General features: G+C 68.0%; 14 protein-coding genes and 1 tRNA gene. 6 read left to right on the plus strand and 9 right to left on the minus strand.

The genetic code is table 11. From position 1 onward, the window contains the following. The first annotated feature begins 56 nt into the window (after positions 1-56). The 3 genes from ACZ3II_RS19630 to ACZ3II_RS19640 are packed head-to-tail and all read left to right on the plus strand — an operon-like array spanning position 57 to position 899. Positions 57-236 carry a hypervirulence associated TUDOR domain-containing protein gene (locus ACZ3II_RS19630; RefSeq protein WP_465519098.1) on the plus strand — a complete coding sequence of 60 codons (180 nt, stop codon included), beginning with the start codon at positions 57-59 and terminating at the stop codon, positions 234-236. Next, positions 229-561, plus strand: a complete 333-nt coding sequence (locus ACZ3II_RS19635) for a DUF3140 domain-containing protein (protein ID WP_465519099.1) — start codon at positions 229-231, stop codon at positions 559-561. The genes ACZ3II_RS19630 and ACZ3II_RS19635 overlap by 8 nt, the downstream gene beginning before the upstream one ends. 29 nt (positions 562-590) lie before the next feature. Then, positions 591-899, plus strand: a complete 309-nt coding sequence (locus ACZ3II_RS19640; RefSeq protein ID WP_465519100.1) for a hypothetical protein — start codon at positions 591-593, stop codon at positions 897-899. Between the two features lie 55 nt (positions 900-954). On the opposite strand, the gene ACZ3II_RS19645 is transcribed toward ACZ3II_RS19640, so the two are convergent. The 9 genes from ACZ3II_RS19645 to ACZ3II_RS19685 form a co-directional block, all read right to left on the minus strand. Continuing rightward, positions 955-1314 (minus strand): ArsR/SmtB family transcription factor, encoded by a 360-nt coding sequence (locus ACZ3II_RS19645; RefSeq protein ID WP_465519101.1) that lies wholly within the window; start codon positions 1312-1314, stop codon positions 955-957. Between the two features lie 308 nt (positions 1315-1622). Next, positions 1623-4325, minus strand: a complete 2703-nt coding sequence (polA, locus tag ACZ3II_RS19650; protein ID WP_465519102.1) for a DNA polymerase I — start codon at positions 4323-4325, stop codon at positions 1623-1625. 93 nt (positions 4326-4418) lie between these two features. Then, a complete protein-coding gene (locus ACZ3II_RS19655) occupies positions 4419-5129 on the minus strand; it encodes an ABC transporter ATP-binding protein (protein WP_465519103.1) in 711 nt (236 codons plus the stop codon). Continuing rightward, positions 5119-6057: an ABC transporter ATP-binding protein gene (locus ACZ3II_RS19660; RefSeq protein ID WP_465519104.1), complete on the minus strand. Its 939-nt coding sequence runs from the start codon at positions 6055-6057 to the stop codon at positions 5119-5121. Before ACZ3II_RS19660 ends, ACZ3II_RS19655 begins: the two co-directional genes overlap by 11 nt. Beyond that, positions 6050-7204, minus strand: coding sequence for a branched-chain amino acid ABC transporter permease (locus tag ACZ3II_RS19665; RefSeq protein WP_465519105.1), 1155 nt, complete (start codon positions 7202-7204; stop codon positions 6050-6052). Before ACZ3II_RS19665 ends, ACZ3II_RS19660 begins: the two co-directional genes overlap by 8 nt. Continuing rightward, complete coding sequence (locus ACZ3II_RS19670) at positions 7201-8193, minus strand: branched-chain amino acid ABC transporter permease (protein ID WP_465519106.1); 993 nt, start codon at positions 8191-8193, stop codon at positions 7201-7203. Before ACZ3II_RS19670 ends, ACZ3II_RS19665 begins: the two co-directional genes overlap by 4 nt. Before the next feature lie 64 nt (positions 8194-8257). Continuing rightward, the gene (locus ACZ3II_RS19675) at positions 8258-9412 is read right to left on the minus strand and encodes a branched-chain amino acid ABC transporter substrate-binding protein (RefSeq protein WP_465519107.1); all 1155 of its coding nucleotides are present in this window, start codon (positions 9410-9412) and stop codon (positions 8258-8260) included. 242 nt (positions 9413-9654) lie between these two features. After that, complete coding sequence (locus ACZ3II_RS19680; RefSeq protein ID WP_465519108.1) at positions 9655-10617, minus strand: beta propeller repeat protein; 963 nt, start codon at positions 10615-10617, stop codon at positions 9655-9657. 194 nt (positions 10618-10811) lie between these two features. Further along, a complete protein-coding gene (locus ACZ3II_RS19685; RefSeq protein WP_465519389.1) occupies positions 10812-11426 on the minus strand; it encodes an ANTAR domain-containing response regulator in 615 nt (204 codons plus the stop codon). A 125-nt stretch (positions 11427-11551) separates the two neighbouring features. On the opposite strand from ACZ3II_RS19685, the gene ACZ3II_RS19690 reads away from it, so the two are divergent. From ACZ3II_RS19690 to ACZ3II_RS19700, 3 genes are all read left to right on the plus strand, one after another. Then, positions 11552-11635, plus strand: a tRNA-Leu gene (locus ACZ3II_RS19690). Between the two features lie 38 nt (positions 11636-11673). Further along, positions 11674-12432 (plus strand): helix-turn-helix domain-containing protein, encoded by a 759-nt coding sequence (locus ACZ3II_RS19695; protein WP_465519109.1) that lies wholly within the window; start codon positions 11674-11676, stop codon positions 12430-12432. 190 nt (positions 12433-12622) lie between these two features. Next, a complete protein-coding gene (locus ACZ3II_RS19700) occupies positions 12623-13420 on the plus strand; it encodes a hypothetical protein (protein WP_465519110.1) in 798 nt (265 codons plus the stop codon). Positions 13421-13841: the final 421 nt, after the last annotated feature.

The raw sequence follows: 13841 nt of genomic DNA on the forward strand, positions 1-13841 counted from the left end.
CCGGGTACCTGTCAGATATGAGCAATAGCGAGGAAAACCCCAAAAAGGGTGACAAGGTGAGCTGGCGGAGCCACGGGGAGAACGTTCACGGCACCGTCCAGCAGAAGATCACCAAGCGGACCGAGGCGGCCGGGCGGACCGTGGCGGCCTCGCCGGACGACCCGCAGTACAAGGTCAAGAGCGACAAGACCGGGCGCGAGGCGGTGCACAAGGCGGGAGCGCTGCGGCATGGCTGACAACACCGACGTGTACGCCGAGTTCCGCGACGCCGTCAACATGAGCGCCACGGAACTGCGCCGCTGGCTCGGCAGCGACGAGTCCCAGGAAGCCGGCCAGAAGAAGTCGGCGGGCGCGGAGTCGGTCGGGCACGACTCCGGCCGCAAGATCGTGCAGATCCTCGGGACGAGGAAGGCCGACCTGACCGAAGCGGACGAGCAGCACATGCGCAAGGTGGTCGGCTACGTGCACCGGCACATGGCGCAGCGCCCGGACGGTGACGTCAGTGACACCCGGTGGCGGCACTCGCTGATGAACTGGGGCCACGACCCGCTGAAGAAGTGACCTGTCCCGGCGCCCGTAGCGTGGGGCGGGTGCTGGTCAAGGTGGTGGACGACTACGACTGCGCGCCGCTGTGGGTCCGCGGCGACCATGACGAGACCTTCGCGCCTCGCGATCCGGCCACGCTCGGGCTCAGCGCCGGGCTCGCCGGGCGGCTGACCGCGTGGCGGCAGTGGTACGAATCCATGGTCGACCTCGCCGATCCCCACGACAGCCGGCCGGTCGGCGCGGCGGAGCGCGAGGCCCTGCACGTGGAGGGGCGGCTGCTGGCCGCCCGCGTGGCGGACGAGTTGCCGCAGGCCGTCGTCTGGTTCTACAAGGACCCGCGACCGGCCGCCTGAGGCTGCCGATGGAGGGTCTCCGCGACCCGCCGCCCGGGACTGCCGATGGCGCGGCTCAGGCCGGAGCCGGGACGGGGCGGCCGGTAGTGAGGACGCCGGCCAGGCGGGTCAGCTCGGCGGGGACGGCGCGGTAGTAGACCCACGTGCCGCGGCGGGTGCCGTGCACCAGGCCGGCCTCGCGCAGGATGCGCAGATGGTGGGAGATCGTGGGGCCGGTCAGGTGGAACGCCTCGGTCAGCTCGCAGACGCAGACCTCCCCGTCGGCAGCCGAGGCGATCATCGACAGGAGGCGGAGCCGCACCGGATCGCCGAGAGCCTTGAACGTGCCCGCGAGGTCGCCGGCTCGGCCCGAGTCGAGCGGGCCCTCGGTGAGCGCGGCGCCGGCCTCCGGGGCGGTCACGGCGGCGGAACCCACCGGTGGCAACAGGCCCCGATCAGGCGCGAACCCCGGGCGAACCTCAATCGACGTCGATGGGATCGGCATCGGCCCAGGGTCTCAGATCAGCGCAAACAGCGGTGCACGGGCCACCCGGTCGAGTGCCCGGAGACGGCTTACATCACCCGGCGGAGCACCCCCGCCCCACCCTTGGTCACCCCGCCGCCACGCTGAGCAATGCACAGGCCGGCCACCCCTCGCCGCAGGTCGCCCCGAAGGCGGGCGGCCAGGCGCGGCGGACCGGGCCGCCTGTCAGGACGGCCCGGGGAGCCGGTGGCGGGAGCGGGTCAGTGGTCGGCGCCGTTCCAGTCGCGGCCGGTGCCGATGGAGACCTCCAGGGGGACCGACAGCGGGTAGGCGCCGCCCATCTCGCGGCGGACTAGCTCCTCCAGGGTGTCGCGTTCGCCGGGGGCGACCTCGAACACCAACTCGTCGTGGACCTGCAGGAGGACGCGGGAGGTGAGGCCGGCGTCCTTCAGCGCCTCGTCGACGCGCAGCATCGCGACCTTGATGATGTCGGCGGCGGAACCCTGGATCGGGGCGTTCAAGGCCATCCGCTTGGCCATCTCCTGGCGCTGGCGGTTGTCGCTCGTCAGGTCGGGCAGGTAGCGCCGGCGGCCGAGGATGGTCGCGGTGTAGCCGTCGGTGGTGGCCTGCGCGACGACGGTCTGCAGGTAGTCGCGGACGCCGCCGAACCCCTTGAAGTACTCCTCCATCAGGCCCTTGGCCTCGTCGTTGGAGATGCTGAGCTGGTTGGACAGGCCGAAGGCGCTCAACCCGTACGCCAAGCCGTAGTTCATTGCCTTGATCTTGCGGCGCTGGTCGGGGGTGACCTCGTCGAGGCCGACGTGGAAGACCGACGACGCAGTGGCGGCGTGGAAGTCGGCGCCGGAGTTGAACGCGGCGATCAGCGCGTCGTCGCCGGACAGGTGCGCCATGATCCGCATCTCGATCTGGCTGTAGTCGGCGGTCATCAGCTGGTCGAAGCCGGATCCGACGATGAAGGCGCGGCGGATCCGGCGGCCCTCCTCGGTGCGGATCGGGATGTTCTGCAGGTTGGGGTCGGTGGAGGAGAGCCGGCCGGTGGCGGCGACGGTCTGGTTGAAGGTGGTGTGGATGCGCCCGTCGTCGGAGACCGACTTGAGCAGGCCGTCGATCGTCGACTTGAGCTTGGCGACGTCGCGGTGGCGCAGCAGGTGCTCCAGCAGCGGGTCGCCGGTCTGCGCGAACAGGCTGGTCAGCGCGTCGGCGTCGGTGGTGTAGCCGGATTTGATCTTCTTCGTCTTCGGCAGGTTGCGCTCGACGAAGAGGATCTCCTGGAGCTGCTTGGGCGAACCCAGGTTGAACTCGCGGCCGACGACCTCGTGGGCGGCCTGCTGGGCGGCCTTCACCTCGGCGGCGAAATGCGACTCCAGCTCCGACAGGTAGGCGGTGTCGGCGGCGATGCCACGCCGCTCCATCTCGGCGAGCACCACCGACAGGGGCTGCTCGACGTCGGCGAGCAGGCGCACCGACTCGCCGCCGTCGCGGGACAGGTCGGCGATGAGGACGTCGGCCAGCTCGAGGGTGGCCCGGGCGCGCAGCATCACGCCCTGCTCGGCGGCGTGGTCGTCGCCGTCGCCGTCGAAACTGAGGGCGAGCTGGCCGTTGCCCGGCTCCTCCACCTTCAGCTCGCGCTTGAGGTAGCGCAGCGCCAGGTCGTCGAGGCCGTAGGTGCGCTGGTCGGGTTTCGCCAGGTAGGCCGCGAGGGCGGTGTCGGTGGTGACGCCGGCGAGCTGCCAGCCGTGGGCGTGGAAGGCGAGCAGGGCCGGCTTGGCGTCGTGCACGATCTTGGGCCGGGACGGCTCGGCGAGCCACGCCGCGACGGCCCGCTCGTCGTCCTCGTCGAGGGCGGTGGGGTCGAACCAGGCGGCGGGACCACCGGCGGTGGCGACGGCGACACCGGTGAGAGCCCCGGTGCCACGGCCGAACGAGCCGGTCACGGCCACCCCGACCGGGGCGGTGCCGGCGTGCTCGCGCAGCCAGGCGGCGACGGCGCCGGTGCGCAGGACCTGCCCGTCGATCTCGAAACCGGCCTCCGCCTCGGCCTCCGGCTCGGCCGTGCCGAGATAGGAGTAGAGCCGCTCGCGCAGGACCCGGAACTCCAGGGCGTCGAAGAGCTGGTGCACGGCCTCCTGGTCCCAGCCCTCCCAGCGCCCGTCCTCCGGCCGCACCGGCAGCTCCAGGTCGCGGACCAGATTGTTCAGCTCGTAGTTGCGCAGCACGTCGGCGAGGTGGGCGCGCAGGTTGTCGCCGGCCTTGCCCTTGATCTTGTCGACGTTGGCGACGACACCGTCGATCCCGCCGAACTCGGTGATCCACTTGGCGGCGGTCTTCGGCCCCACGCCGGGCACACCGATCAGGTTGTCGCTGGTCTCACCGACCAGGGCGGCCTTGTCCCGATAGAGGTGCGGGGGGACGAGCTGCTTCTCCTCGACCAGGGCCGGGGTCATCCGCCACACCTCGGAGACGCCACGGCTGGGGTAGAGGACGGTGATGTGCTCGTCGACCAGCTGCAGCGCGTCACGGTCGCCGGAGGAGATCAGCACCTCCATGCCGGCGTCCCGGGCCTGGCAGGCGAGCGTGGCGAGGACGTCGTCGGCCTCGTAGTTCTCCTTCTCCACGACGAGGATGCGCAGCGCCGCCAGGATCTCCTTGATCAGGCTGACCTGGCCGTGGAACTCCGTCGGCGTCTCCTTGCGGCCGGCCTTGTACTCCGGGTATTTCGCCGTGCGGAAGGACACGCGGGACAGGTCGAAGGAGACCACGATGTGCGTCGGCTTCTCGTCGCGCAGCATGTTGATCAGCATGGAGGTGAAGCCGAACACCGCATTCGTGTGCTGGCCGGTCGCCGTGCTGAAGTTCTCCTTGGGCAGCGCGTGGAACGCCCGGTAGGCCAGGGAGTGGCCGTCGAGCAGCAGCAGGCGGGGGGTCACGGCGTCGTCGCTCACGCCCCAGGACTCTAGTCGCCGGGTCTGACAAGTTCCGCGCACACCACGGGGCGGCCCACCCGGAAAGAGAGGACCGCCCCGTGATCAGGCCGCTCAGGCGACGCCGAGGTACGCCTCCTTGACCGCCGGGTCGTGCAGGAGCTCCTGGCCGGAGCCCTCCTTGACGATCCGGCCGGTCTCCAGCACGTACGCCCGGTGCGCGCGGGACAGCGCCTGCTGCGCGTTCTGCTCCACCAGCAGCACCGTGGTGCCCGCCTGGTTGATCTCCACGATGATGTCGAAGATCTGCTGGATGATCATCGGGGCCAGGCCCATCGACGGCTCGTCCAGCAGCAGCAGCTTCGGCCGGCTCATCAGCGCCCGGCCGACGGCCAGCATCTGCTGCTCACCGCCGGACAGGGTGCCGCCGGGCTGCTTCCGCCGTTCCCGCAGCCGCGGGAACATGGTGAGCACCTTCTCCAGGTCCTCGGCGATCCCCTTGGAGTCCTTGCGGGTGTAGGCGCCCATGTCCAGGTTCTCCAGCACCGTCATGCCGGGGAAGATCTGGCGTCCCTCCGGGGACTGGCACAGGCCGCGGATGACCCGCAGGTCGGCCCGCAGCTTGCTGATGTCCTCACCGTTGAAGGTGATCCGGCCGCCGGACAGCGACCGGGTTCCGGAGATGGCCCGCATCGTGGTGGTCTTACCGGCGCCGTTCGCACCGATCAGCGCCACGATCTCACCCTCGTCGACGGTGAGGTTGATGCCGTGCAGGGCCTCGATCCGCCCGTACGACACCGACACGTTGTCCAGCTCAAGCATCATCGGTGGTCTCTCCCAGGTACGCGGCGATGACCTTCGGGTTCCGGCTGACCTCGGCCGGTGTACCGTCGGCGATCTTCCGCCCGAACTCCAGCACGACGATCCGGTCGGTGACGCCCATGACCAGGCGCATGTCGTGCTCGATCAGGAGCACCGTGATGCCCTGAGCCCGGATCTTACGGATCAGCTCGAGCAGCTCCTCCTTCTCCGCCGGGTTGAAGCCGGCGGCCGGCTCGTCCAGGCAGAGCAGCTTCGGCTCGGTGGCGAGCGCCCGGGCGATTTCCAGGCGGCGCTGGTAGCCGTACGGAAGGTTGCGGGCCCCGTCGTTGGCCCGGTCGGCGATGCCGACGAACCGCAGCAGCTCCAGGGCTTTGTCCTCGGCCGCCCGCTCCTCCAGGATGTGCCGGGACAACCCGAACACCTTCGCGAAGGTACGGCGGGCCTGCTGCCACGCCCGGACGGCTCCGTTGCCGGAGTCGACCCTCGGCAGCTCGTGCTCCTTGGGCCGCACCCGGTAGAGCCGGAACAGCGCACCCGGCACGCTCGTCTTGTGCCGCGAGTCGGTGCCGACCATGACGTTCTCCAGCGCACTCATCTCCGGGAAGAGACGGATGTTCTGGAACGTACGGGAGATGCCCATATGGCTGATCTGGTACGGCTTGCGGCCCGTCACCTGCTGCCCGGCGAACCGGACCGCACCCGACGTGGGCTTGTAGACGCCCGTCATCACGTTGAACGTGGTCGTCTTGCCGGCGCCGTTCGGGCCGATCAAGCCGAGGATCTCACCCTCGTGGATGTCGAAGCTGATCCCGTCCAGCGCGACGACGCCGCCGAACCGCAGCGTCACGTCGTCGATCTCGAGCAGCTTCTTACCGGGCGACGGCGGAGCCGGCACGTCCGGCGACGCGACCGTGGTGATCTCGTCAGGCATGAGCGGGCGCCTCCTCTCCCTCTGCCGCACGATCCTTCAACTCGCGGGCTCGCCGCCGGCTCGGGATCAGGCCCTGCGGGCGCAGGATCATCACCACGACCATCGCGACGCCGAACGCCAGGTACCGGTAGTCGGCGACCTCACGGAACCGTTCCGGCAGGTAGACCAGCAGGAACGCGCCGAGCGACACACCCAGCATGTTGCCGGAGCCACCGACCACGACCATCGCCACGAACAGGATCGACGTCATCGGGTCGAACTTCGTCGGGTCGATGAACGCCTGCCGGCTGGCGAACAGCACACCTGCCAGACCGCCCAGAGCCGCGCCGATCGCGAACGCCCACAGTTTGAACTTGAACGGGTTCACACCCATCACGGCCGCGGCGTCCTCGTCTTCACGGACCGCCAGCCATGCCCGGCCGACCCGGCTGTTCTCCAGCCGCCGCACGAAGAACACCATGATCAATACGAACGTGATCGCCAGCCAGTACCACGGCTTCAAATCGAGCAGACCGAACACCGTGTTGTCTTTCGACGGCGGGCCCTCGGGCCCCGGGACCGCCGAGATACCGGCGTTGCCGTTGGTGACCGTGGTGACGTTCTTCGCCACGATCCGGATGATCTCGCCGAAGCCCAGCGTGACGATCGCCAGATAGTCACCGCGCAACCGCAGCGTCGGCCAGCCCAGCAGCACACCGGAGATCATCGCCAGCGTCATCGCGATGAACAGACAGATCGCCCAGCCCACCGCCCACGTCGCCGGCAGATCGAACTTCGCCTGGATCGCCTTCACCACCGGCGAGTTCACCGACCCGAACAGAGCGACACCGTAGGCGCCGATCGCGAAGAAGCCGATGTACCCGAGGTCCAGCAGACCGGCCAGGCCGATCACCACGTTCAGGCCGATCGCCACCAGCACATAGACGGCAACCGTGAACAGCGTGCCGGCCCAACTGGTGCCACCCGCGATGTAGTCGGTCCGGAACCACGTCAGACCGGGGATGCCCAGCAGCGGCAGGTAGTACAGGAACGCCACGAACGCCACGAAACCCAGCGACCGCTGCCACTTCGGCAACGCCCGCCACCGGTCCCCGACCGCCTCCAGCCGTCCGACCTTCGGAGCGCTCGCCTCCACACTCTGGCTCATGCGCGGGCCCTCCCCAACGACTCGCCCAGCAGACCGGTCGGACGGAACATCAGCACCACGATCAGCACGACGAAGGCGATGACATCCTCCCACGAGCTGCTGAACAGGGTGGCGCCGTACACCTCCACCAGGCCGAGGAACAGACCGCCCACCAGCGCGCCGCGCAGGTTGCCGATACCGCCGAGCACCGCGGCGGTGAACGCCTTCAGGCCCAGCACGAAACCGATCGTGTTCTGCGTGTTACCGAACCGCATGTTCCACAGCAGCGCCGCGGCACCCGCCATCGCGCCACCGAGCACGAAGATCAGCATGATGACGCGCTCCTGGTTCACGCCCATCAGCGCGGCCGTCTCCGGGTTCTGCGCCACCGCCCGCACGCCCCGGCCGTACCGGGTTTTGTTGATGAAGCGGTCCAGCAGGAACATCATCACCATCGCCGACACGAAGACGATGGCCTGCACGTTCGTGACGCTCGTGTCTCCGATCGTGATCAGCGGCTTGTGCTCCAGCACCGTCGGCATACCCAACAGCTGCCGTGGCCGGTTGAACAACGTCTCCATCGTGTGGCCCTTGTCGCCGAGAAGATCCGGCAACAGCACGCCGAACACCTCGACGAGCACCAGCGACACACCGATCGCGGTGATCAGGAAGACGAGCGGCGGCGCATTCTTCTTCCGCAACGGCCGGTAAGCGATCCGCTCGATCGCCAGCGCCGTGCCGCCCGAGGCGACCGCCGCCACCACCAGGCCGACCACCAGAGCGATGATCGCCGTCCCGAGCGGCGGATTGTTCTGCAGGCCCATCGCGGTCCACGTCCCGAACACCGCGAAGGTGCCGACCATGAAGACCTCGGAATGGGCGAAGTTGATGAGACGCAGGACGCCGTACACCAGGGTGTAACCCAGCGCGATCAGCGCATAGATCGCACCCTTGGACAGCCCGTTGACAGTGTGCTGCCCGAATTGGCCGATGAGTTCGTCGAAATTCACCAAGTTCTCCTTGCGATGAAGACGGCCGGGGCGTGAACCCCGGCCGCACCCTCAGCGCTTGTCGTCAGCTGAGCTTGAGCTCCTGAAGCGGCTCGAACGTGGTGCCCTTGATCTGGTACGACCAGATCACGACCTTGGTCGGGTCGACGTCACCGTTGTCAGCGAACTTGATGTACTTCGAGACACCCTGCTTGTCGTACGCCTTCACGAAGGCCAGGATGTCGGCACGGGTCTTCTTGCCGGCCTTGAACGCGTCGATGAAGATCGTCGCGCCGTCGAAGCCCTCAGCACCGTACGAACCCGGCGCGATCTTGTATTCCTTCTCGTAGTCGGCCGAGAACGTGCCACCTGCCTTGGAGGCCGGCAGACACGGGCACGTGATGATCGCGCCCTCGGCACCCTGCTGCGCGCCCTGCGGGAACGCCGGGTCGTACAGACCGTCCGGGCCCACGAACTTCGCGGTCACACCGGCAGCCCGCATCTGGCGCACCAGCGGAGCGGCCTCACGGGTGTAGCCGCCGTAGAAGACGAAGTCGGCCTGCGCCGTCTTGATCTTCGAGATGGTCGCGTCGAACTGAGCCTGCTTCTCCTGGATCTTGTCCTTGCCGGCCAGCGACGTGCCCAGGTTCTTCTCCAGCTCGGCGGTGATACCCGCGCCGTAAGCCGAACCATCGTCGATCATGAACACCTTCGCCGCGTTCTGCGACTTCAGGTACGTCGACACCGCACCGGCCTGCGTGCCGTCGTTGCCGACCACCCGGAAGAAGGACTTGTTGCCCTTCGCCGTCAGGTCCGTCCGGGTCGCGGACGGGCTGACCATCGCCAGGCCGGCGGCCTCGTACGTCGGCATCGTCGCATCCGACTCACCCGAGAAGTGACCACCGATCACACCCAGGAACGACTGGTCCCCCGCGACCTGGCTCGCGATCGGCGTCGCCTGGTCCGCCGCACCCTGCGTGTCGAACTCCTGCATCGTGATCTGGCAGTCCGGGTTCGCCGCGTTGTGCTGCTTGATCGCCAGCTTCGCGCCGTTCAGCGACGGAATGACCAGACCCGCGTTGTCACCGGTGAACGCACCGAAGATCGCGATCTTGCCACCGCAACCCGCCGCAGTGGTGTTGTTCGTGCTACCGCCACCCGAGTCCTGACAACCGGCCGCCGCGAACATCGCCGCAGCGATCCCGACCGCGCCCAGAACCCGTCCATAGTTACGCCTCAAGGCTTCTGACCTTTCATCCTGGTGCAGGATTCGGCGTACCGCAGCCAGGCGAGACCACAAGATCCTCATCCCCCCGCTCGACCACGCACCACGAACCTGCGCACTGCTCGTGTTGGCGCAGCGTACTGGGCTCCGCATCGACAGTTAAGAACTTGGGGCCACACTTGCCAAACCGTTACCGAGAGCCACTCGAACGACCCACCAAGAATGATCTTCACGGACCATCCCCCAGCAGGAAACCTTCACGTAGCCGAAACCGACGTGAAAACACGGCCCGAGACACCGTCATCCGAAGACACCACCAAAAGCCCCGGACCAGCCGAAACAGCCAATGCAGCCCCCGACACCCCCGGCACCGGCCGCGGCAACTCCACCGGCCGCCACGAGGACCCACCATCCTCGGAAGCCCACAACCCGAACGCCGACCCGTCCCCCGCCGCAGCCACCAACCGCGACCCCGACGCCGTCACCGCCCGCACACCAGACCACGCCGACGGCCGCACCGAACCGAACGACCCCACCGGCCGCCACGAACCCGACTCCAACCGCCACACACCCAGCGCCGAACCCCGCAAACCCAACGCCACCGGCACACCACCGGACAACGTCACCCGCTGCAACTCCTCGTACTCCCCCGACGCGCCCTCCGCCGCCAACCGCCGCCACACCCCATCGCCTGACGACGACCAGCCCATCGGATCCCGATCGATCCGGCCCTTCGGCAACACCCCGCCGGCCACCACCCAGCCGCCGTCCACCGCCACCGCATCCGCCGCCCACGTCACACCCGCGGCATCCGACGCCAGACCCGGCACACCCTCCGCGATCTCGAACGCCGACCCGTCCACCGACGACCACACCGCCGCACCCGACGCACGGTTACCCGCGATCAGGAAACCCGGCGTGCCCGCCACCAGCCGCGACACGTTCACCGCCGTCGGGCCACCGAACAACTCGAACCGCGCCGCGACCTCCCGCAGCACACCCTCGCCGTCCAGGAACCACGAACTCGTCCGCGGATTGCCGTGCGCGCCACCCGGCTTGTCCCCCACCGCGGCCAGCCGGCCCTCCCGGCACGCCACCGCCGACAACACGTTCTGCTTGCCGTAGAAACTGTCCGCCGCCACCGGCACCGGCGACCACGACGCGCCATCGGCACCCGCACGCCACACCGCCGGACGCGTCGCCCCCGCCGCGTCACGCACCCCGCCCACCACGAACCAGGCGCCCCCGCAGGCCACCGCGTCCCGCACCACCGGCGCGCCCGACACCCCGGCAGGAAGCGGAAGAGCCGCCTCCCGCCAGTCCAGAGACAGGGGAGACGGCTCAGCGTCAGAACTCGACGAGCACCCGAACACCGACAACAACAACGCTGTCACCAGCACGGCGCCCGCACGTCTCATTTCGGAGGCTCCCCCTCGGCCTGCTGCTCCGCCAGAATCCGGTCCGCGACCTCACGCATCGTCATCCGATGATCCATCGCCGTCCGCTGGATCCACTTGAACGCCTGCGGCTCCGTCATCGCATATTTCGTCATCAGCTCACCCTTGGCGCGCTCCACCGACTTCCGCGTCTCCAGACGCTCCGTCAGCCCCGCCACCTCGGCCTCCAGCACCGCGATCTCCGAGTACCGCGACAGCGCGATCTCGATCGCCGGCACCAGATCCGACTTCTGGAACGGCTTCACCAGATAAGCCATGGCGCCCGCCGCACGGGCCCGCTCCACCAGATCACGCTGGCTGAACGCCGTCAGGATCACCACCGGCGCGATCCGGCCACCGGCGATCCGCTCCGCGGCCGCCAGCCCATCCATGATGGGCATCTTGATGTCGAGGATCACCAGGTCCGGCTTCAGGTCCTCGGCCAGGCGCACGGCGGTCTCACCGTCACCGGCCTCGCCCACGACGTCGTAGCCCTCCTCGACGAGCATCTCGGCGAGGTCCAGGCGGATGAGGGCCTCGTCCTCGGCGATGAGCACCCGCTTGCGCTCGGCACCAGCCTGCGTGTCGGCCACGGAAACCCCTACCCCCAGAACGTCGATGACACGACACCCCGTATGTGGGTGTCGCCGCCCTAAGCCTAGTAGGTACTCTGTCACTTGCTCGGGTTGGCGTGACCTTGTCTCGCCGGGTCGAGCATGCCGGGGTGGTGGAATCGGTATACACAAATGACTCAAAATCATTCGCTCGAAAGGGCATGCGGGTTCGACTCCCGTCCCCGGCACAGGAAAAGTTGTCATACCCGCATTCCATGATGGGGGTATGCATCCCCCTCATGTACATGCAAAAGCCCTGAGGCTTCGAGCCGAAGGTGTCCCCTTCGGCGACATCTGCCGCGATCTTGGATTGCCGAGGCGCACGGTCGGCCACTGGTTCTACGGGGACCGGCCACAACGACGGGCAGAGCGCGAGGCCGATACGCCGAAGTGCGCACGCTGCTCGGACCCGCCTGCCGATCTTGCCAATCCGCAGGATTATGCCTATCTATTGGGCCTCTACCTGGGCGACGGCCACCTGGTCACCTCGACGAAGGTGCCGGTTCTCCGCGTCTACTGCACGGCTAGCTGGCCACGGCTCGTTGATGCCTGCGAGGTGGCGATGCTGCGCGTGCTGGCCAAGAGGGTGCAACGGGTCAACCGCACCGGTTGCATCACGGTTCAGAGCTACTCCAACCACTGGCCCTGCTTTCTACCGCAGCACGGTCCCGGGACGAAGCATACGAGGGCGATCGTCCTCGAGCCGTGGCAGGACGAGATAGTCGATCGCCACGGCCAGGAATTCCTGCGCGGGTTGTTTCACTCCGATGGCTGTCGTGTCATCAATCGAATAAAGCACCCGAAGAAAACGTACGAGTATCCGCGCTACCACTTCTCGAACGAGTCGGCCGACATCATGGGGCTCTGCCAGAAATCGCTCGACCGCCTCGGGATCGGATGGCGGATGTGCAAGCCCAATATGTTGTCGGTGGCGCAACGTGAGAGCGTGGCGCGACTGGACGAGTTCATCGGGCCAAAATCGTGACGCGCGTTACTCCGTACCAGCAAGCGGTCTTGATCTTGATCTGAGGCTGTCCGGGGCGCGCCTAATCTGGGCGAACGGCGGGCCGACACCGAGCCTGGATGCTGTCATGGCAGGGACAGCTTCAGTGGGAGGCCTCATGTTGTCGTCCGGTTCGTCACCGTTGAGCGTGAAGCGCCCGGACCTGTGGGGCGTGCTGCTGTTCGCGGGTGCGGCCTGGCTGGTGATCGGCTGGGTGGTGTTGCGGCTGGATCCGACGAATGTGGCGGCGGTCGCGGGCCCGGTGGTCCTGTTCGGCGCGGTGTGTGAGCTGGTGCGGGCGCTGGCGGGGACGCGGACGTGGTGGTTGAACGCGGGGCTGGCGGTGTTGTTCGCGGTGACGGGGGCGTTGTTGATCGCCGAGGCGGACGGGGGTTCGTCGTTGACGGCGCCGGCGTCGCTGGTGGGCTGGTACCTGATGGTGCGTGGCGCGGTCGATGTAGCGGTGGGGTTCATGACCCGGGGGCAGGATCGGGTGTGGAGTCTGCTGGTGGCGCTCGGTGTGCTGGAGACGGGGCTGGGGTTCTTCTCGGCGAGCCCGTTCGCGCGGTCGGCGGAGCTGGTGCTGGTGACGCTGGGTGGTCTGGGTGTGTTGCGGGCGGTGGCGGATCTGGTGACGGCGTTGCGGTTGCGTGAGGTGGCGCCGCGGCGGGATGTGCTGGAGTTGCCGCCGGATCGGACGGCTGGCGTGGCGGGTTATGCGGCGGGGCTGGCGGATGGGGAGCAGGCTCCCCGGGCGCGGCATCGGGCGCGGCCGGGTGGCTCGACGGCTCCGGTGGCTCCGGTGGCGGAGAGTTTCCATGATCGGGTGGTGCGGACGACTGCCGATCTGGATGCGATGTTGGTGCGGGCGGGGATCACGGGGCCGCGGGCGGGGGCGGCGGAGGTCCCGGAGGGTGTGGTGGTTCCGGATTCGCCGGCGGAGGCGGAGCGGCCGGTGGCGGGGCATTGAGCTTGTTTCCCGGCCCCGCCGGCGGTGGATCGTCGGGACGGCCGGTCGCCAGGCCGTGATCCACGCCGGCGGGGTTCTACGTGCATGAGCTTCGCATAGCGCCCGCACTTCCTCGGACACTTCAATGCACCACGGGCGCAATAGCTGTCGCATGCCAAGGCGCGTACAGACATTCCATCGAGCGTCAGCATGTTGATCTGTTCGAGTTCGATCAGCCATCACTACTGGCCCTGGTGGACAAGGCATGAGCGGCTGATCGCCGACACCGAAAGAATGCGAGTAAAAGGCATCCATACGGCTCCCCCGCGCCGATCATCCCCCTCGGGATTTTTTCGTCCAGATGAGCGAGCCGGAATAAGTGCTTTATTAGGTTAACCCAGGCCTCGAATTCCAGTTTCTAACGCGTCAACGTTTTGTGGTG

The sequence above is a fragment of the Actinoplanes sp. NPDC019969 genome (genome assembly GCF_055562375.1).

Coding starts and splice junctions, on each gene's coding strand:
- ACZ3II_RS19655 (WP_465519103.1), bottom strand. CDS start 5,129: ATGATGCTTGAGCTGGACAACGTGTCGGTGTCGTACGGGCGGATCGAG.
- ACZ3II_RS19635 (WP_465519099.1), top strand. CDS start 229: ATGGCTGACAACACCGACGTGTACGCCGAGTTCCGCGACGCCGTCAAC.
- ACZ3II_RS19660 (WP_465519104.1), bottom strand. CDS start 6,057: ATGCCTGACGAGATCACCACGGTCGCGTCGCCGGACGTGCCGGCTCCG.
- ACZ3II_RS19695 (WP_465519109.1), top strand. CDS start 11,674: ATGCATCCCCCTCATGTACATGCAAAAGCCCTGAGGCTTCGAGCCGAA.
- ACZ3II_RS19665 (WP_465519105.1), bottom strand. CDS start 7,204: ATGAGCCAGAGTGTGGAGGCGAGCGCTCCGAAGGTCGGACGGCTGGAG.